Source organism: Curtobacterium sp. MCPF17_050, from assembly GCF_003224435.2.
Taxonomy (GTDB): domain Bacteria; phylum Actinomycetota; class Actinomycetes; order Actinomycetales; family Microbacteriaceae; genus Curtobacterium.
Window position 1 is genome coordinate 2,692,649 of the sequence record NZ_CP126250.1, and the last position, 17,176, is coordinate 2,709,824.

Consider the following 17,176-nt stretch of genomic DNA (forward strand, 5'->3'; position numbering starts at 1 on the left):
GAGCGTGGACGGGCCGTCGGTTCGGGGACTCAGGCGTTCTGCCAGACCCGGATCCAGTCGACGAGCATCTGCTGCGGGAACGCGGTCGTCGCGTCCGGCGCACCCGGCCATCCGCCGCCGACCGCGACGTTGAGGACCACGAAGAACGGCTTGTCGAACACCCACGGGTCCCCGTTCGTGTCCGCGGGCGTGATCGTCCGGTAGGTCGCACCGTCGACGGACCAGCTGATCGAGCCCGGTCGCCAGTCCACCGCGTAGACGTGGAAGGCGTCCGCGAAGGCACCGCTCGGCAGCGTCGCCGCCGTACCGATGCCCTCGGCCCCGGAGTACCCGGGTCCGTGCACGGTGCCGTGGATCGTCCCGGGCTCGCGTCCGATGTTCTCCATGATGTCGATCTCGCCGCACGCCGGCCACCCGACCTGCGGCAGATCGGTTCCGAGCATCCAGAACGCGGGCCAGATGCCCTGCCCGCGCGGGATCTTGATGCGGGCCTCGACCCGGCCGTACTGCACGGAGTACGTGCCCTGCGTCGTCAGGCGGGCGGACGTGTACGAGCCGTCGGCCTCGCGCCGCGCGGTGATCGCGAGGTTGCCGCTGCCGTCGAGTGCCGAGTTCCGCCGCGAGTCGGTGTAGACCTCGAGTTCCCCGTTGCCCCAGCCGCCGCCACCCAGGTCGTGGCGCCAGATGCCCGGGTTCGGGGCGCTGCCTGCCGCTCCGTCGAACTCGTCGGCGGCGAGGAGCGTCGGCGCCGTGGCCGCTCGGGCAGCCTCCGGCCGCAGTGTCGCGACGCCCGTCAGCCCGACCGCCGCGGCGGCGCCCAGGCCGAGCGTGAGCAGGCGGCGGCGGTCGATCGCGCCGTCGGCGCGGGACTGGTCGTCCTTCGTCATGGGTCCTCCGGCACGGTGTGCTGTCATCGGGCAGAGGAACAGTAGACGACACGTTCCGCCGGAACACCATGCCCCCGTCCGGGTCTCCCGCGCTGCGCGGCCAGACGGCGCGGTGACCGCAGGACGGACGGGAGGCCCGTGGCGGGTCGCGCCACGGGCCTCCCGGACGGCTCGGGGCGCGCCGATCAGGCGTGCCCGCCGGTGGCCTCGACCGTCTCCTCGAGCACCGCGGCCGGTGCGGACGTGCCACCGGACCGGACGAAGACGGCGGCGAGGACCGCCACGACGACCGCGACCACACCGGCGACGACGAAGGCGGTGTGCATGCCCCCGAGGAACGCATCGCGGGCGGCCGCCGACGCCGCCGGACCGAGCCCCGCGGGCACGATGCCCTGGGCGAGCCCCTGCCGGTCAGCGCTCGCGAGTCCGAGCCCGGCGGTGCCCGAGAGCACCCCGGCGCTGACCACGGCGGAGAGCACCGAGGTGCCGAGCGCACCGCCGAGCTGCAGCGCGGTGGCCTGGAACCCGCCGGCGACCCCGGCGAGCTGCACCGGGGCGCTGCCGACGACGGCCTCGGCACCGGCCGTCATCGTGAAGCCAGCCCCGAGGGCGAAGACGACGAACGGGACCGCCATCCCGACGTACGCGGAGTCCTGCGTGGTGCCGGTCAGGGCGAACAGCGCGACCCCGACCATGAGCAGGCCGATGGTGAGCGTCCGGCGGATGCCGAGCCGCGCCACGAGTGCCGCGCCGATCGGTGACGCGATGATCGAGACGCCGCTCAGCGGGAGCTGCATGAGCCCCGCCTGCAGACCGGTCACCCCGCGCAGGTTGAGCATGTACAGGGACAGGAAGAACGTCACGCCGAGCATCGCGAAGAAGTTCGCGCCGACGGCCAGGCCACCGATCGAGAGCGTCGACGACCGGAACAGCGACATCGGCAGCAGCGGGTCGGTCACGCGCAGCTCGACCAGCACGAAGACCACGAGCAGCGCGGCACCACCGAGCAGCACCCCGAGCGTGAGCGGGCTCCCCCACCCCCACGACTCGGACTGGACGACGGCCAGCACGATGCCGAACAGACCGAGCGCGAGCAGCACCACGCCGGTCACGTCGAAGCGTCCGCGGTGGGGAGCGGTGGACTCCCGCAGGACGAGCCCGCCGAACACCAGGCCGACCAGGGCGATCGGGGCGTTCACGAAGAAGACGGACTCCCAGCCGAGTGCGGCGACGAGGACGCCGGCGACGATCGGACCGGCCGCGATGGCCACCGAGGACGCACCGCCCCACACACCGACGGCGACGCCGAACCGCTCCTTCGGGAAGGTCGCCCGCAGCAGCGCGAGGGTCTGCGGCATGAGCAGCGCGGCGCTGAGCCCCTGCACGGCACGGAAGACGATCACGCCCGTGGCGGTCCCCACGAGGCCGATCGCGACCGAGGCCAGCGCGAACGCGACGACCCCGATCAGGTACATGCGGCGGCGACCGAACCGGTCCCCGAGCTTGCCGCCGAGGATGAGGAACACCGCCAGGGCGAGCAGGTAGGCGTTCGTAATCCACTGCAGCTGGGTGAAGGTGGTGCCGAGGTCGGCGGCGATCGCGGGGTTCGCGATCGACACGACGGTGGCGTCGAGGCCGACCATGAACAGGCCGAAACAGACGGCGACGAGGGTGGCGATCGGGTTGCCGCGCAGGGTGCGGCGGGATCCGGGCATGGCTGTGCCCATGAGGGCTCCTTCGGACGACACGGACCGTGCTCCGGCGGTGGGACCGCACGACGAGAGGCACGAGGGGTGCGAACCGAAGGACGCGGGGTGGCACCGACAGGGAGCGGTACACGAGCCGACCGTCGTTCTCGCGTGACGGGCAGCCCCCTTGGTTCTGGCACGACGACGGTAGCAGACAGCACCGCGCCGCACGAACGGCCGCACACCGCTGGACTCGGGGCGCTGTGCTCAGGGCTCAGGGCGCTGTGCTCAGGGCTCAGGGCGCGAGTGCCGCTCCGACCGCGGAGCGCTCGGGCTGCGCACACACCTCGGCCCACACGGTGTCGAGGGACAGGCCGAGCACGCCGGCGAGCGCCGCCACGGTCGGGAAGGACGGCGTCGCGATCCGTCCGGTCTCGACCTTCCGCAGCGTCTCCGGCGAGACACCGGCCTCGAGCGCGACCTCGAGCATCGACCGGGTGCCACGTGCGGACCGGAGCACGGCACCGAGGCGCCGCCCGCGTTCGAGGTCGACCGGGGAGAGCGGGAGACGGACCATGCACCTATGATAATACCGGTATGACAATCGGAACGGAAACGGCACCCGCATGATCGAGATCCTCACCCCGGCCGAGCTCCCCCGGGCCCGCGCCGCCGGCGCCCTGGTGGCCGACATCCTGCAGACACTGCGGAGCCGCACCACGGTCGGCACGAACCTGCTCGACCTCGACCGGTGGGCGGCCGAGATGATCACCGCCGCCGGGGCGACGTCGTGCTACGTCGACTACGCCCCGTCGTTCGGGCGCGGCCCCTTCGGTCACCACATCTGCACCGCCGTGAACGACGCCGTCCTGCACGGTCTGCCGCACGACCGCGCCCTGGCCGACGGGGACCTGCTGACGCTCGACCTCGCCGTCGTGCACCAGGGCTACGCGGCCGACTCCGCGATCAGCTTCGTCGTCGGGACGAGCCGTCCGGACGAGAGCGTCGCGCTCATCGAGACCACCGAGCGGGCCCTGGCCGCCGGGATCGCGGCCGCACGCCCGGGCGCACGGCTCGGGGACCTGTCACACGCGATCGGGTCCGTCCTCACCGAGGCCGGCTACCCGATCAACCTCGACTTCGGCGGGCACGGCATCGGCTCGACCATGCACCAGGACCCGCACGTGGCGAACGACGGCCGCCCGGGTCGCGGGTACACGCTGCGTCCGGGCCTCCTCCTCGCACTCGAGCCGTGGGTGATGGTCGACACCGACGAGCTCGTCACCGACGCCGACGGGTGGACGCTCCGCAGCGCGACCGGCTGCCGGACCGCCCACAGCGAGCACACCATCGCGATCACCGAGGACGGGGCCGAGGTCCTCACCCTGCCCTCCGGCCCGGTCGACGGGTAGCCCGGTCGCCGGATGGCCCGGTCGCCGGGTAGCCCGGTCGCCGGACAGCCCGGTCGCCGGATAGCCTCGACGCGTCGGGCGGTCGAGGGGGCCGTCGACACGAGGGGGACACCGATGCGCACCACCACCATTCCCGTCGCCGCGGCCGCAGCCATCCTGGCACTGACCCTGGCGGGCTGCTCCGGCGGCGGGGACGACACCACCGGCGGTGCGGGAGCCCGGACACCGGCGCCCCCCACGAGCGCCCCGGTGACGAGCGCGGCGCCCACGCCGTCGGCGTCGTCGACGGGCGGTCGCGCGTCCGCCCACACCGAGGCCGAGCTGACCGGCGTGTTCCAGCGCATCCAGTTCAGGCCCGCCGAGTTCACCACGACGGACGCGATGCTCGACTCCGTCTACCCGGGCCTGACGGTCTCCGATGCCAGCTGCCTCGCCCCGTTCGGCGTCGGGTGGGACACCTCGGACGACGCCGGGACCGTGGTGTTCGGCACGAGCAATGACCGGTCGATGACCGCCGTCGTCGCCAGCACCGGGGAGACCGCTGCCGCGACGGACCTGGTCGAGGACGCTCGCAGTGCTCTGACCCGGTGCGCGGACGGCTCGGCGTTGTTCTCGATGCAGGGCAAGCCGATCGAGACCACCGTCGAGACGGCGGAGCCGTCCCTGACCGGTACCGACGAGGCGATCGGATGGCGCGTGCGCGGCACCGTCGGCGGCAACGCGTTCACGCTCGTCGGCCACACCGCCAGGGTCGGCGGTGACGTCGTCGCGCTGGTCGGGTGGGACCCGACGTCGAACACGACGAACGTCCCGCTCGCGACGCAGATGTTCGTCGACGCGCTGTAGCCGGGTCGGCGCATCGCCGCCGGGTATCCCGACGGTGACACGGTCGGCGGCGGGCGCTACATTGTTGAACAATCCCGACAGGAGGTCCGCGTGCCCACGATCGACCTGAACAGCGACCTCGGCGAGGGCTTCGGCGCCTGGACCGCGGGCGACGACGACGCGATGCTCGACGTGGTGTCCAGCGCGAACATCGCCTGCGGGGCCCACGCCGGCGACCCGACGATCATGCTCGACACATGCCGGGCCGCCGCCGAGCGCGGGGTGGCCGTCGGGGCACACGTGGCGTACCGGGACCTGCTCGGCTTCGGCCGCCGCCCCGTCTCGGTCACCCCGGACGAGCTGTACGCCGAGGTCGTGCACCAGCTCGGCGCGCTCACCGCGGCCGCCCGGGTCGCCGGGACCGCCGTCACGTACGTCAAGCCGCACGGCGCGCTGTACAACACCGCCTGCGCCGACCCGGTGCAGGCCGAGACGGTCGTCCGCGCGGTCGCCGACGTCGACCCGTCCCTGTCGGTCCTCGCCCTCCCCGGCTCGGAGCTGGTGCTCGCTGCGGAACGCCACGGGCTCCGCGCGGTGCGCGAGGCCTTCGCCGACCGCGCCTACGAGCCGGACGGGTCGCTCGTGTCCCGCAGCCGCCCGGGGTCGGTGCTGCACGACCCGGACGAGGTCGCCGCCCGCGTGCTCCGCATGGTCACCGAGGGGGTCGCGACCGCGGTCGACGGTTCCGAGGTCCGCGTGGCGGCGGACTCCATCTGCGTGCACGGTGACTCCCCCGACGCCGTCGCGATGGCGCGTGTGATCCGGACGCTCCTGACGGAACAGGGCGTCGGCATCACGGCGTTCTCGACCGCCGCCGCGGCATGACGCCCGACGTCCGGGTCGCCGGGGTGACGGCGCTGCTGGCGACGTTCGACACCCTCACCGACGTCGTGGCGTTCCGCGCCGGCCTCACCGCGGCCGCGCTGCCCGGGGTCACCGGGGTGGTCTCCGGTGCGCGGACCCTCCTCCTCCGTTTCGACCCGACCGCCACCGACGCGGGACGACTCCGCGCGCTCCTGTCGGACGTCGAGCCGGTGCGCCCCTCGGACGACCGCGCGGACCGCGACCCGGTCGTGGTCCCGGTCACCTACGACGGCGCCGACCTCGACGCCGTCGGCGCGCTCACCGGCATGACCCGCGGGGAACTCGTCGCCTGGCACACCGGGCAGGTCTGGACGAGTGCCTTCTGCGGCTTCGCCCCCGGCTTCAGCTACCTGACCGGCACCGCACCGTCGCTCGACCTGCCCCGCCGCGACACCTCGCGCACCGCCGTCCCGAGCGGCGCCGTCGCCCTGGCCGGCGAGTTCAGCGCCGTCTACCCGCGGACCTCCCCCGGCGGCTGGCAGCTCATCGGCCGGACCGAGGTGCCGATGTGGTCGCTCGACCGCACCCCGCCGGCGCTCGCACCGGCCGGCGTCCGGTTGCGGTTCGTCGACGCGGCGGCACGGTCGTGAGCGCCCTGACCGTCGTGCAGATCGGTTACGGCGTGACGACACAGGACCTCGGCCGTCCCGGACTGAGCGACATGGGGTTGGGTGCGGCCGGCGCCGCGGACCGGGGGTCGGCCGCACTGGCGAACCGGATGGTGGGCAACCGTCCGCACGCTGCCGTCCTGGAGGCCCTCCTCGGCTCCGTCGCGCTCCACACCGACGCGCACGTGGTCGCCGCCGTCACCGGGGCGCCGTGTCCGGTGTCGATCGAACGCGCGGACGGACGAGTGCGCGGCGCGGCCGCCTACGAGGTGCTCCTCCTCGAGCCCGGTGACACCCTGCGGGTCGGGCTGCCGGAGGACCGACTCCGCGCGTACGTCGCCGTCCGCGGAGGCATCGCGGTCGAGCCGGTGCTCGGCAGTCGGTCGTGGGACTCGCTCGCGCAGCTCGGTCCCGCACCGCTGTCGGCCGGGGACGTCCTGCCGGTCGGGCCCGCCGTGCGCGGTGCCACGGCGACCACGGACGGTAGGGCGACGGCCGGGGACGGGCTCGGCGTCGGCCCCTGGCCGGTGGTCGACGCGGTACCGCCGCCGCTCCTGCCCCGGCCCGGCGACCCCGTGGTGCTCGACGTCGTGCCCGGTCCCCGTGACGACTGGTTCACACCGGCCTGGCGGGCCACCCTGACCGGCCAGGACTTCCACGTCACCCCGGACAGCGACCGGGTCGGGGTCCGCACCACCGCAGACGCCTCCCTCGTGCGTGCGGTCACCCGCGAGCTCCCCAGCGAGGGCGTCGAGACCGGCTCGCTGCAGGTCCCGCCGGCCGGCTTCCCCGTGCTGTTCCTCGCCGATCACCCGGTCACCGGCGGTTACCCGGTCGTGGCGGTCCTGACGCCGGAGTCCGTCGACCGTGCGGCGCAGCTCCGCCCCGGTGACACGCTGCGCTTCCGCATCGCCCGCTGACGCAGCGCACCCGGAACAACTCCCCGCCGGTCGTGGTTGCCGTCACGGGGCGCCGTCAGCGGACGGGGTCCGACGACGAAAGGTGCACACCATGACGATGACCGTCTTCCTCGAGGTCCAGATCCGGAACGACGTCGCAGCGGACACGGTCGAGGCCGCGATCCGGGAGACCCTCGCGCAGACCGCAGCCCGGCAGGGCAACGAGTCGCTCGAGGTCCTGGTCGACGACGAGGACCCGACGCGCATGGTCGTGCTGGAGCGCTGGGCCACCGCCGAGGACCATGACGCCTACGTCGCCTGGCGCGCCACCCCCGAGGGCGCGGCGGAGCCGCTCGGCGCGGTGCTCGCCGCCCCGCCGGTCACGAAGACCTTCGGTCGGACCATCCCGTTGCGCTGACACTCGTCGCGGTGCGGCAGGATCAGCGGGCTGCGTGCTCCCGGGCCTCCATGGCGTCCCACGCGAAGCTCGCCAACCAGTGCGTGGAGTAGTACTCCTCGCCGACGCTCGCGGCGAGCCCCGAGGCGAGCAGCCGGTCGGCCGCGCCGTCCAGCAGGGCCGTGAGGTCGGCGTCCTCGGCGTCGGCGGAGCGGAGGGCGTCGGCGATGCGCCGTGCCGATCCGGCCCGGGACAGGTCGAGGCCGAAGAGGTGCACCTGCTGCGGGTCGTTCTCGTCGCGGACGGTGGTCGGGGTCAGGATCGCGTCACCGGCGGAGACTTCGGAGAAGAACGGCCGCGCCCAGGTCTCGAACTCGGACGCCGGCAACACCGAACGCATGAGGTCTGCCTCGGCCAACCCGGCGGACAGGAAGTCGTGCCCGCTGCGCTCCCACGCGAACGGCCACCCGGCGTCGGCGCCGAACCACTCGCGGGCGGTGCGCTCGACCGTGGCGACGAGCTCGGTCCGGCCGAGCGACCGGGCACCCTCGAGCACGAGCAGCAGCCCGAACGCGGAGTTCGAGTGGACGCCGTGCCGGACCGGGTGCGCGGCGCCCTCGACCCAGCGGGTGACCAGGTCCTCGAGCACCTCGACCACGGGCGCGAAACCCGGCGCGAGGGCGCGGATCGCCGGTACCTCGGAGGCGGAGACCTCGGCTGCGAGCCGCATCAGCCACGCCCAGCCGTACGGCCGCTCGTAGTGCGGCGTCGCGCGGAGGTACGCGGCCTCGGTCGCGAGGTGGTCGACGGAGAGGTGCGCCTGCAGGACGGACGTGATCCGGGCCTCCAGGTCAGCGGGCACGCCGTACGCGACCAGGCGCGTCGCGAGCCAGTGCATGTGCACCGACGAATGCCAGTCGTACGACGTGGCGAAGGCGGGGTGCAGCTCGACGGGGAGCGCGCGGTCCTCCGGACCCGACGTCGTGTGGTGCGCGGCGTACGGGTACTCGCGCGTGGTGTTGTCGAGGGCGACGGCGGCGAAGCCGGCGGCCCAGGCGGCGCGGGCCAGGTCCGGTGCCGACGAGGACGACGACCCGGCGGGGTCAGAATGCGACAAGGTACATCACTCCCATGTTGACGACGAGCAGGATCCCGGCGGTCGGGAGCTGCGCCTTGATCGGCCCGTACTTGTCCCGCATCTCGAGCAGGGCGGCGGGCACGAGGTTGAAGTTCGCGGCCATCGGGGTGACCAGGGTCCCGCAGAAGCCGGCGAGCATGCCGATCGCGAAGATCGCGGCGGGGTTGCCGTCGAAGCCCTGCACCAGGACCGGCCAGCCGATCGCGGCGGTCATGATCGGGAACGCCGCGAAGGCGTTGCCCATGATGACGGTGAACAGGGCCATGCCGAGGCAGTAGACGACGACCGCGGCGAACAGGGACCCGTCCGGCAGGACCGCCTTGATGATCGTGCCGACCGCCGTGCCGACGCCGGCCTGGGTGAACACGATGCCGAGTGTCGAGAGCATCTGCGGCAGGAGCGCCGCCCAGCCGATCGCCTGCAGCAGCCGTGCGCCCTCGCGGACCGGGGTGTCGAGCCGCGGCGGACGGAGCACGAACACCGCGACGACCACGGCGAGCACCGAGCCGATGCCGAGCCCGGTCAGGGTGGCGCTCCCCTCGGCCAGGAGCGGCTCCCCTCCGATCCGGACGAGCGGGCCGAGGGTGGCGACGAGGACCGCCACGACCGGGATCACCAGCGCCGGGATGAAGAGCTTGTTCCCGTACCGCTGCGCGAACGCGGCGCGCTCGTCCGGGCTCGTCGTCGCGAGGACGCTCGTGCTCGAGCTCGGGCGGGTGGTGACGGCGGTCGGCTCGGCCGGGCCGGTCGCGGAGCCGACCCCGGCACCGGGGACGCTCGCGACGCGGGTGCGGCTCGTCGTGCCGGTGAAGCTGAGGCCGGCGAGCGCCACCATCACGAGGACGGCGATCCCGAGCACCCAGGCGGGGATCACCCCGGACACGACGAAGGTGCCGGCGAAGAACGACAGCCCGAGGATGCCCCAGAAGGCGGCGTTCCCGAGGCGCTTGGCGTGGGAGCGGTCCGTGACGATGAACACGGAGACGGCGATGAAGAACGCGCCGATGAGCCAGTAGAGCCATTCGCTGGTGATCATGCCGCGACCCCCTCGGTCTGGCGGACGTCGGCCGCCATCTTGTCGAGCTTCCGGTCGAGCAGGAGCAGGCGGATGCCGTGCACGATGAGCGCCGCGATGCCGGTGGGGATCGCCCACAGCGCCAGGTCGATCGGTTCGAGCGCGAGACCGTACGTGGTGTCGACGAAGGTCGTGATGAGCAGGATCGACCCGACCGCGACGAAGACGTCCTCGCCGAAGAACACCCCGACGGTGTCGGAGGACGCCGAGAAGCCCTTGATCTTCTCGCGCATCCGCTCGTCGATGCGGCCGTACTTCTTGGTTGCCGCACCCTCCGCCATCGGGTGCACGAGCGGGCGGACGGTCTGCGCCGGCCCGCCGATGCTCGTCAGGCCGACCGCGGCGGTGACCTGCCGGACCGCCAGGTACCCGGCGAGGATGCGGCCCGTCGTGAGCTTGTCGAGCTTCGCGATGAGCCGCTTCGCCTGGTCCTGGAGTCCGTAACGCTCGATGAGACCGATGACGGGCAGCACGAGCGCGAACGTCGTGACGCTCCGGCTCGACGCGAACCCGTTGCCGAACGCGGTGAGGATGCCGACGGGGTCGATCCCGCCGATGGCTGCCGTGACGATGCCCGCCACGGTGACCACGAGCAGCGCGTTGATGCGCAACGCGAAGCCGATGATCACGACGGCGACGCCGATGAGGACGAACATGCGGGCCAGTCTGGCGTGCATTGTTGAACAATCTCAAGACCCGGCCGGATCTGTAACACGCCGGTCACACGAGTGCTCTGCGAGGATCGGGGCATGACACGGACGGTCAGCGGAGCAGAGTCCACCGCGGCACGGCTGCGGTCCTCGATCGCGGACGGCGCGTTCATGCCGGGCACGCAGCTGTCCGAGGAGCGCCTGAGCGACCAGTTCGGCGTCTCGCGGAACACCCTGCGCGAGGCGTTCCGGCTGCTCGCGCGCGACCGGCTCGTCGAGCACGTCTTCAACCGCGGGGTGTTCGTGCGTCGCCTGTCCGTGGCTGACGTCACGGACCTCTACGCGGCGCGGCGCGTCCTCGAGGAGGCGGGCATCTGCGCCTGCACCCCGGAGTCCCCAGCCCTGGCCGCGGCAGCGTCCGCGGTGTCCGACGCGCGGTCGGCGGCCGCCGCCGGTGACTGGCGCGCGGTCGGCACGGCGGACATCCGGTTCCACTCCGAGCTCGTGCGGGCCGTGCCGAGCGAGCGGCTGCACGTGCTCATGGACGCACTGCTCGCCGAGATGCGCCTGGCGTTCCTCACCACCGACGACCCGGCGGCTTTCCACGCGGACTTCGTCGACCGGAACGAGGCCATCGTCGCGGCGCTGCGGGCCGGCGACCGGGACGGCGCGGCAGCGCTCCTGGCCGACTACCTCGACGACGCGGAGGCGACGCTGCGGTCCGCCGCCACCACCGGCTGACGGCTGGGAGGCCCGACCCCCTCGTGCGCGCGCCCGCGGTCGGGCCGGGTGCCGGCCACGGCCGGGTCCGGCGCTGCACGCCGACGGCGTCCCGGCCACCGTCCGCGTGCCCGCTCAGGGCTTCGCCGCCTCCGCCGGGGCTCCGGGCTCGTCGTCGCCCGTCGTCAGGTCCGACCGCGTGTCGGCGTGGATGACGGTGTCGTGCCCGAACGTGCGGGCAGCGGCGCGCAGCCGTGCCACGAACTCGTCGTTCTCGAGCTCGAGCTCGTCCTCCTCCGCGTCGGCGACGACGACCTCGCTCGACGGGCCGATGAGGATCTTCGTCGTCGTCATGGTGCCGTCCTCGGCGACCGACGGCACCGCCACGGTGTCGGCCCGGTCGCCGCCGGAGAGCGCCGCGGCGTACTCGATCACGGCGTCGGCGACGTCGTCGCTCGTGAGGATCACGGTGTTGTCGTAGTGGATGGTCTTCATCGGGAGCCCCTTTCGCTAGACCATGAAAGCCCCCGCTCGCCGGGAACCCACCAGGTGGGCCGGACGGGCGCGCGTCCTGCGGACACTTCGGCGTCGCCGCACCGCACCAGTCGACGGACGCAGCCGTGCGACGACCGGGACCGTTCACCGTAGGGCCTTGCGCAGCTCCAGTTCCTCGCCGTACGGCGGCAGGGGGTAGGGCACGAGTCGGCCGGTGGGGACGAACCCACGACGACGGTAGAAGGCGATGGCGCGCGGGTTGTCCTCGTGCACGTGCAGGAGGATCCGGTCGCCCCGGCCCCACGCCCAGTCCTCCACCGCGTCCAGGAGCGCGTCCGTCACGCCGGACTCGCGCCCCCGGTGCTCGGGGTCGACGAAGACGCCGACCAGGAGCGGGTCGCCGCCGTCGAGTCGACCGCCCATGATGCCCGCCCACCCGCCGGTCGTCACGTCCTCCGCGACGAACCAGGGCGTGTCGGCCTCGGCACCGCTGCCGGCGCGCCGACGCCACTCGTCCTCGCCGAGCTGCCGTGCGTGCTCCAGGGTCTCGAGGAACGCGAGCGGGGTGTCCGCGAGCATCCGCAGGCGCAGGTCGCGGAACACGGGCCAGTCCTCGGGGCCGGTGCGGCGGATCACGATGTGGTCGGGCAGTGGCATCCGGTGGTCCTCCCGGTCCGGCGTCGTCAGGGTCCCGCTGCCGTCAGGCGCCGCCGCCCCGCAGCCAGGCGAGGACGGCGAGCACCCGCCGGTGCGCGTCGGGTGTCGGTTCGAGGTCGAGCTTGGTGAAGATCGAGCTGATGTGCTTCTCGACGGAGGCGACCGCGATGCGCAGCCGGTGCGCGACCGCCTGGTTGGTCTGTCCCTCGGCGATGAGCCGGAGGACGTCGCGTTCCCTCGGGGTGAGGCGCTCGACCGGGTCGGTCCGGCGGGTGATGAGGCGCTGGACGATCTGCGGGTCGAGGACCAGACCGCCGCGGGCGACCCGGGCGACGTCGTCCCGGAGGTCGTCGATCGACGAGATCCGGTCCTTCAACAGGTACCCGACGTGGTGTTCGCCGGTCGCGAGGAGCTCTCGTGCGTAGTCGAGTTCCGCGTACTGACTGAGCAGCAGCACCGCCACCTCGGGGTGCTCGGTCCGGATCCGGATCGCCGCGCGGAGACCCTCGTCCCGGAACGTGGGCGGCATCCGCACGTCGAGCACGGCGACGTCCGGTCGCACGGTCGCGAGCTCAGCGAGCAGGGCGCCGGCGTCCCCGTACGACCCGCCGATCGTGAACCCGGCCTCCTCGAGCAGGCGGATCGTGCCCTCCCGGAGCAGGACCGAGTCCTCGGCGAGGACGATGCGCAACGCGGCGGGGACTGCACCTGCTCCGAGGGTCACCCGGCCAGGGTACGACCTCCGGTCGCCGGTGCCTCGACGGGGACCGGGATGCGGACCCGCACCACGGTCGGTCCCCCGGGTGGGCTGGTGACCGCGAAGACGCCCTGGAGGCCCTCCACACGGTCCCGGAGTCCGTCCAGCCCGTGTCCGGGGTCGAGTCGGGCGCCGCCGACCCCGTCGTCGCGGACCTCCAGTTCGAGGTCGCCGCCCGGGGCGGTCACCGCCCGGATCGTCGCGCTGCTCGCATGGGCGTGCTTCGTCACGTTCGTGAGCAGTTCCGACAGGATCGCGTAGGCACTCCGCTCGACGGCGGCGAGCCCGGCCCCGGCGGCGTCCAGCCGGACGTCCGCCGTCGTCGGCAGGACGCTGTCCTCGGCCAGGGCCTGGACGGCCGCCGCGAGACCGCGGTCCTGGAGGATCGGCGGTGCGAGTCCGCGGGAGAGGTTCCGGATCGTCTCGAGCACGACCTTCGACCGGTCCAACGACTCCTCGACGAGCCGCTCGGCGGCTGCGGTGTCGTCCGGGAACCGGCGGAGGGCGATGGCCAGGTCGTACTGCAGGCGGAGCAGCTGCTGCTGGGGGCCGTCGTGGATGTCCCGCTCGAGCCGGCGGAGCGAGGCGTCCTCGGCGAGGAGGGCGGCCCGACGCCCGGCCTCGGCGCGCTGCGCCCCGCGGAGCAGCTGCACGTCCTGCCGCTCCCCGAGGAGGAGCCCGGCGAGCACCAGGTGCGGCACGACCAGGACGCGTGTGACGAACGGGAACGTCGCGGCGAGGACGAGTCCGGCGAGGACGACGACCACCGGCCGGAGCACCGTCCCGGTCCACTGCCCGGTCTCCCCGATGCCCGCGGCCACCCGCTCGAGCCAGATGTCGTCGGCCGGGGTGACGGCCCAGCTCCACGCCGGGTACGTGACGGCGCCCAGTGCGAGCGCGCCCCACGTCACGGTGGCCACCCACGTGGCGACCGACACCGGGAAGGTCGCGAGGGTGTGGACGGTCGCGGCCCAGTTCCTGGTGTCCGCGAGCGGCGCCACCAACCGCACCCCGGGGACGCCGGTCGGAAGGGTCGGACGGACCGTCCAGTCCGGAGCATCCGGGACCTCGCCGACCCTGCCCGCCCGGCGGCGGGCGAACACCCCGAGCAGGCGTCCGGTCCGCACGGTCACGGCCAGCACCGGGAGCCCCACCCACACGATCCCCAGCCCGATCCCCAGGCACAGCAGGGTCAGGACGACGACGAAGCCGACGAGGTCCACCGGGAGTGCCGTCAGGAGGTACCAGGTCCGCCCGGTCCAGCCGCGCCACTCGTCGACGTACCGTCGTCGTCTCTCCGTCACGGGCCTATCCTCGCGCTGCCAGGAGCGTCGCGGGGCCCTGACGCGTCGCGACCGCCGCCGCCACGAGCCCGGCCGCCCCCGTCAGGACGAGCCCGCCGCCGCTCGCCGCGACGACGAGGAGCCACGGCACGTGCAGCACCGCTGCTCCCGTGGCCTGGGCCGTCCCGGTGAGCACGGCCGCCGCGGTCATCGCGGTCGCGACGAGCGCCAGCCCGACCGCTGAACCGGCGACGAGGACGGTCTCGAGTGTCGCCGCGGCCAGGACCTGTCCGCGCGTCATCCCGCTCGCGCGGGCCACCGCGAAGTCCCGGCGTCGGCCGGAGGTCGCGATCGCGACGGCGTTGAGGACACCGATCACCGCGTAGAGCGCACCGACCGCCATCACGACGAGCAGGACGCGGGTGTTCTGGTCGAGCCCGGCGGCCCCGGCGTCCTCGGCCCAGGCGTCGGTCTCCGCCACCGTCCCGATGCGGGCGAGGGCGGCGGTGACGGCGTCGCGGTCCGCACCCTGGTCGAGGACGACGAACGTGGTCGCGGGACTGTCGGCCAGGACGTCCGCCGGCACCAGGCCCCGGGGAACGACGATCCCGACCTGCCCGGCGCTCCCGGCCGGTACGGGGACACCGAACCGGACCGCCCCGAGGGCACGGTCACCGATGGCCACGGTCCCGGCTCGTCCGAGACCGAGTCCGGTCGCACCGGGGCCGGGGGCCGCGGACCGACCGCCGAGGTCCTGCATCGCGGTACGCGCACCGGGGTGTGCCGCCGCGAACCCCTCGGGATCGACCACGAGGGCCTCCGTCGTGACGGCGAGCGGCGTCCCCGCGAATTCCTCGGACATACCCGGGACGGCCGACCCGGACGGCTGGACCCGCACGGGGACGGCCCACTCGGTGGACGCGGCCGCGACCCCGGGCACCGAAGCCGGGTCCGCGGTGAACGCGCCGGTCGTCTGCAGCACGAGGTCCGCGTCCGTGCCCCGCGCGATCTGGGCGGTCGCGGCGTCGGTGAAGGACAGCATCGCGATCGGCTGGCTCAGCACCAGGGCCAGCAGGACGACGAGCGGGGCGGCGGTGGAGGCCGAGCGGGTCCGGGCGTCGCGGAGTTCCGCGACGGCCAGCGACCCGACCGCCGAACGCGGACGCGGGAGGACGGCTGCCACGAGCGGCACGAGCACCGGGGCGGTCATCGTGATCGCGAGTGCGCCGGTGATGCCCGCTGACATCGCCATCGCCTGCGCGCCGGCGAGCCCGCCCACGGGTGCGAGGACGACCAGGGCGACCGTCACCACGGCGAGCACCAGCCCGCCGACCCATCGCGACCGCGTCATCGGTCGTGCGGCAGCGCCGGTCTCCCGCACCGCGTCGAGCGGGTCGATGCGCGCTGCTCGGCGCGCGGCGACGGCGACGCCCGCCGACGCCAGGCCGATCCCGACGGCGAGGGACGCGGGCACGACCCAGACCTGCCAGGACGGGGAGAAGCCGGACGGCACGAAGCCGGCGGCCACGAGCATGCGCGTCTCCACCGCCATCAGTGCGATGCCGGCCGGGATGCCGAGCACGGCCCCGGCGAGGCCGAGGACGACGGCCTCGCCACGGAGCATCCGTCGTACCTGCCCGACCTCGGCTCCGACGATGCGCAGCAGGGCGAGGTCCCGTCGCCGCTCGGTGACCGAGAAGGCGAAGGTCGACGCGATGATGAACACCGCGAGGAAGGCCGCGAACCCGAGGGTGACGGACACGACGGTGACCGCGACGATCCTGCTGCCGTCCGCCCGGGCCTGGGTGAGCGCATCGGCGCCGGCCGTCGGCTGCATGCCGAGCACGGACAGCAGGAGCAGCAGCGACGCCTGCACGAGCCCGACGCCGAGGGCGACGGTGACGATCGCGCCGACGTACGTCTGCCAGCGTTCCCGGAAGCCGCTCAGTGCGATGCGGTTCATCGTCCCGTCTCCAGGCTGACGAGGCGGTTCGCGATCGTGGCGGCGTCGGCGCCGGTGAGGGCGTCGACGAGCTGGCCGTCGCGGAGGAACACGGTGGAGTCGGCGGCGGCCGCGGCAGCCGGGTCGTGGGTGACCATGAGGATGGTCTGCCCGGCGTCGGTCATCTCGCGCATCATCGCCAGGACCACGCGGGCGGCGGTGGAGTCGAGCGCCCCGGTCGGCTCGTCGGCGAACAGGACCTCGGGTGCGGTGATCATCGCGCGGGCGATCGCGACGCGCTGTTGCTGCCCGCCGGAGAGCTCCCGTGGCCGGTGTCCCACCCGGTCGCCCAGCCCGACGCGGGCGAGGGCGTCGCGGATCATCTGCCGGGACGGGTGTCCGCCCGCGAGCTCGAGCGGCAGCGCGACGTTCTGCTCCGCGGTCAGCGACGCGATGAGGTTGAACGCCTGGAAGACGAACCCGATGCGGTTGCGGCGCAGCAGCGTGCGCTCGTGGTCCGTGGCGTCGGTGATGTCCGTCCCGCCGAGGACGACGCGGCCGGAGTCGACCTGGTCGAGGCCGGCGGCGATCTGCAGGAGGGTCGACTTCCCGGAGCCAGAAGGACCCATGATCGCGGTCCAGGAGCCGGTGTGGAGTTCGAGGGTGACGTCGCGGAGCGCGGTCACGCTCGCGTCACCGGTGCCGTGGGTCCGGGTGACGCCGAGGAGCGCCAACGCGGTGTCGTGGTGGACGAGGGGCTGGGTGGGGGTGGTCGTTGTCATGCCTCGATCACAGCCGTCCCGACGCCTCCGGAACAGC

At 73.6% G+C, this 17,176-nt stretch carries 19 protein-coding genes; 7 read left to right on the top strand and 12 right to left on the bottom strand.

Annotated elements, in window-relative coordinates:
* Positions 1–29 precede the first annotated feature (29 nt).
* The 3 genes from DEJ34_RS12815 to DEJ34_RS12825 form a co-directional block, all read right to left on the bottom strand.
* A complete protein-coding gene (locus DEJ34_RS12815) occupies positions 30–887 on the bottom strand; it encodes a glycoside hydrolase family 16 protein (RefSeq protein ID WP_110911013.1) in 858 nt (285 codons plus the stop codon).
* Positions 888–1,072: 185 nt separating this feature from the next.
* A complete protein-coding gene (locus tag DEJ34_RS12820) occupies positions 1,073–2,614 on the bottom strand; it encodes an MFS transporter (protein ID WP_110911014.1) in 1,542 nt (513 codons plus the stop codon).
* A gap of 256 nt (positions 2,615–2,870) precedes the next feature.
* The gene (locus DEJ34_RS12825) at positions 2,871–3,152 is read right to left on the bottom strand and encodes a helix-turn-helix domain-containing protein (RefSeq protein WP_110911015.1); all 282 of its coding nucleotides are present in this window, start codon (positions 3,150–3,152) and stop codon (positions 2,871–2,873) included.
* Between the two features lie 49 nt (positions 3,153–3,201).
* Between DEJ34_RS12825 and map the strand changes: the two genes are divergently transcribed.
* The 6 genes from map to DEJ34_RS12855 all read left to right on the top strand — a co-directional run bounded on the left by map (position 3,202) and on the right by DEJ34_RS12855 (position 7,661).
* Positions 3,202–3,987, top strand: coding sequence for a type I methionyl aminopeptidase (gene map, locus DEJ34_RS12830; protein WP_110911016.1), 786 nt, complete (start codon positions 3,202–3,204; stop codon positions 3,985–3,987).
* Positions 3,988–4,101: 114 nt separating this feature from the next.
* Positions 4,102–4,833, top strand: coding sequence for a hypothetical protein (locus tag DEJ34_RS12835; protein WP_110911017.1), 732 nt, complete (start codon positions 4,102–4,104; stop codon positions 4,831–4,833).
* A 90-nt stretch (positions 4,834–4,923) separates the two neighbouring features.
* On the top strand, positions 4,924–5,697 hold the full coding sequence (locus tag DEJ34_RS12840) for a LamB/YcsF family protein (RefSeq protein ID WP_110911018.1): 774 nt from the start codon (positions 4,924–4,926) through the stop codon (positions 5,695–5,697).
* On the top strand, positions 5,694–6,326 hold the full coding sequence (locus tag DEJ34_RS12845) for a 5-oxoprolinase subunit B family protein (RefSeq protein ID WP_110911019.1): 633 nt from the start codon (positions 5,694–5,696) through the stop codon (positions 6,324–6,326). Before DEJ34_RS12840 ends, DEJ34_RS12845 begins: the two co-directional genes overlap by 4 nt.
* The gene (locus DEJ34_RS12850; protein WP_110911020.1) at positions 6,323–7,264 is read left to right on the top strand and encodes a 5-oxoprolinase subunit C family protein; all 942 of its coding nucleotides are present in this window, start codon (positions 6,323–6,325) and stop codon (positions 7,262–7,264) included. Before DEJ34_RS12845 ends, DEJ34_RS12850 begins: the two co-directional genes overlap by 4 nt.
* 91 nt (positions 7,265–7,355) lie before the next feature.
* Positions 7,356–7,661, top strand: coding sequence for a putative quinol monooxygenase (locus DEJ34_RS12855; RefSeq protein WP_110911021.1), 306 nt, complete (start codon positions 7,356–7,358; stop codon positions 7,659–7,661).
* A 22-nt stretch (positions 7,662–7,683) separates the two neighbouring features.
* Here the strand turns inward: DEJ34_RS12855 and DEJ34_RS12860 are convergent, their stop codons facing one another.
* The 3 genes from DEJ34_RS12860 to DEJ34_RS12870 are packed head-to-tail and all read right to left on the bottom strand — an operon-like array spanning position 7,684 to position 10,509.
* Positions 7,684–8,757 (bottom strand): DUF2891 family protein, encoded by a 1,074-nt coding sequence (locus DEJ34_RS12860; protein WP_258368273.1) that lies wholly within the window; start codon positions 8,755–8,757, stop codon positions 7,684–7,686.
* A complete protein-coding gene (locus DEJ34_RS12865; RefSeq protein ID WP_110911022.1) occupies positions 8,744–9,814 on the bottom strand; it encodes a DUF979 domain-containing protein in 1,071 nt (356 codons plus the stop codon). The genes DEJ34_RS12860 and DEJ34_RS12865 overlap by 14 nt, the downstream gene beginning before the upstream one ends.
* Positions 9,811–10,509 (bottom strand): DUF969 domain-containing protein, encoded by a 699-nt coding sequence (locus DEJ34_RS12870; RefSeq protein ID WP_110825882.1) that lies wholly within the window; start codon positions 10,507–10,509, stop codon positions 9,811–9,813. The genes DEJ34_RS12865 and DEJ34_RS12870 overlap by 4 nt, the downstream gene beginning before the upstream one ends.
* 93 nt (positions 10,510–10,602) lie before the next feature.
* Between DEJ34_RS12870 and DEJ34_RS12875 the strand changes: the two genes are divergently transcribed.
* Positions 10,603–11,244, top strand: a complete 642-nt coding sequence (locus DEJ34_RS12875) for a GntR family transcriptional regulator (RefSeq protein ID WP_110911023.1) — start codon at positions 10,603–10,605, stop codon at positions 11,242–11,244.
* Between the two features lie 114 nt (positions 11,245–11,358).
* On the opposite strand, the gene DEJ34_RS12880 is transcribed toward DEJ34_RS12875, so the two are convergent.
* The 6 genes from DEJ34_RS12880 to DEJ34_RS12905 all read right to left on the bottom strand — a co-directional run bounded on the left by DEJ34_RS12880 (position 11,359) and on the right by DEJ34_RS12905 (position 17,139).
* The gene (locus DEJ34_RS12880) at positions 11,359–11,718 is read right to left on the bottom strand and encodes a hypothetical protein (RefSeq protein ID WP_110825880.1); all 360 of its coding nucleotides are present in this window, start codon (positions 11,716–11,718) and stop codon (positions 11,359–11,361) included.
* A 144-nt stretch (positions 11,719–11,862) separates the two neighbouring features.
* Positions 11,863–12,375 (bottom strand): GNAT family N-acetyltransferase, encoded by a 513-nt coding sequence (locus tag DEJ34_RS12885; RefSeq protein WP_110911024.1) that lies wholly within the window; start codon positions 12,373–12,375, stop codon positions 11,863–11,865.
* A gap of 43 nt (positions 12,376–12,418) precedes the next feature.
* Positions 12,419–13,099 (bottom strand): response regulator transcription factor, encoded by a 681-nt coding sequence (locus DEJ34_RS12890; protein ID WP_258368274.1) that lies wholly within the window; start codon positions 13,097–13,099, stop codon positions 12,419–12,421.
* Complete coding sequence (locus DEJ34_RS12895) at positions 13,096–14,436, bottom strand: sensor histidine kinase (protein WP_110901559.1); 1,341 nt, start codon at positions 14,434–14,436, stop codon at positions 13,096–13,098. Before DEJ34_RS12895 ends, DEJ34_RS12890 begins: the two co-directional genes overlap by 4 nt.
* A 4-nt stretch (positions 14,437–14,440) precedes the next feature.
* On the bottom strand, positions 14,441–16,378 hold the full coding sequence (locus tag DEJ34_RS12900) for an ABC transporter permease (RefSeq protein WP_110911025.1): 1,938 nt from the start codon (positions 16,376–16,378) through the stop codon (positions 14,441–14,443).
* Positions 16,375–17,139 (bottom strand): ABC transporter ATP-binding protein, encoded by a 765-nt coding sequence (locus tag DEJ34_RS12905; protein ID WP_110825876.1) that lies wholly within the window; start codon positions 17,137–17,139, stop codon positions 16,375–16,377. Before DEJ34_RS12905 ends, DEJ34_RS12900 begins: the two co-directional genes overlap by 4 nt.
* Positions 17,140–17,176 lie beyond the last annotated feature (37 nt).

Bases quoted from the DNA above. Each gene is read 5' to 3' on its own strand.
- DEJ34_RS12815 (WP_110911013.1), bottom strand. From the start codon at position 887: ATGACGAAGGACGACCAGTCCCGCGCCGACGGCGCGATCGACCGCCGC.
- DEJ34_RS12820 (WP_110911014.1), bottom strand. From the start codon at position 2,614: ATGGGCACAGCCATGCCCGGATCCCGCCGCACCCTGCGCGGCAACCCG.
- DEJ34_RS12825 (WP_110911015.1), bottom strand. From the start codon at position 3,152: ATGGTCCGTCTCCCGCTCTCCCCGGTCGACCTCGAACGCGGGCGGCGC.
- map (WP_110911016.1), top strand. From the start codon at position 3,202: ATGATCGAGATCCTCACCCCGGCCGAGCTCCCCCGGGCCCGCGCCGCC.
- DEJ34_RS12835 (WP_110911017.1), top strand. From the start codon at position 4,102: ATGCGCACCACCACCATTCCCGTCGCCGCGGCCGCAGCCATCCTGGCA.
- DEJ34_RS12845 (WP_110911019.1), top strand. From the start codon at position 5,694: ATGACGCCCGACGTCCGGGTCGCCGGGGTGACGGCGCTGCTGGCGACG.
- DEJ34_RS12855 (WP_110911021.1), top strand. From the start codon at position 7,356: ATGACGATGACCGTCTTCCTCGAGGTCCAGATCCGGAACGACGTCGCA.
- DEJ34_RS12865 (WP_110911022.1), bottom strand. From the start codon at position 9,814: ATGATCACCAGCGAATGGCTCTACTGGCTCATCGGCGCGTTCTTCATC.
- DEJ34_RS12870 (WP_110825882.1), bottom strand. From the start codon at position 10,509: ATGTTCGTCCTCATCGGCGTCGCCGTCGTGATCATCGGCTTCGCGTTG.
- DEJ34_RS12875 (WP_110911023.1), top strand. From the start codon at position 10,603: ATGACACGGACGGTCAGCGGAGCAGAGTCCACCGCGGCACGGCTGCGG.
- DEJ34_RS12880 (WP_110825880.1), bottom strand. From the start codon at position 11,718: ATGAAGACCATCCACTACGACAACACCGTGATCCTCACGAGCGACGAC.
- DEJ34_RS12885 (WP_110911024.1), bottom strand. From the start codon at position 12,375: ATGCCACTGCCCGACCACATCGTGATCCGCCGCACCGGCCCCGAGGAC.
- DEJ34_RS12900 (WP_110911025.1), bottom strand. From the start codon at position 16,378: ATGAACCGCATCGCACTGAGCGGCTTCCGGGAACGCTGGCAGACGTAC.
- DEJ34_RS12905 (WP_110825876.1), bottom strand. From the start codon at position 17,139: ATGACAACGACCACCCCCACCCAGCCCCTCGTCCACCACGACACCGCG.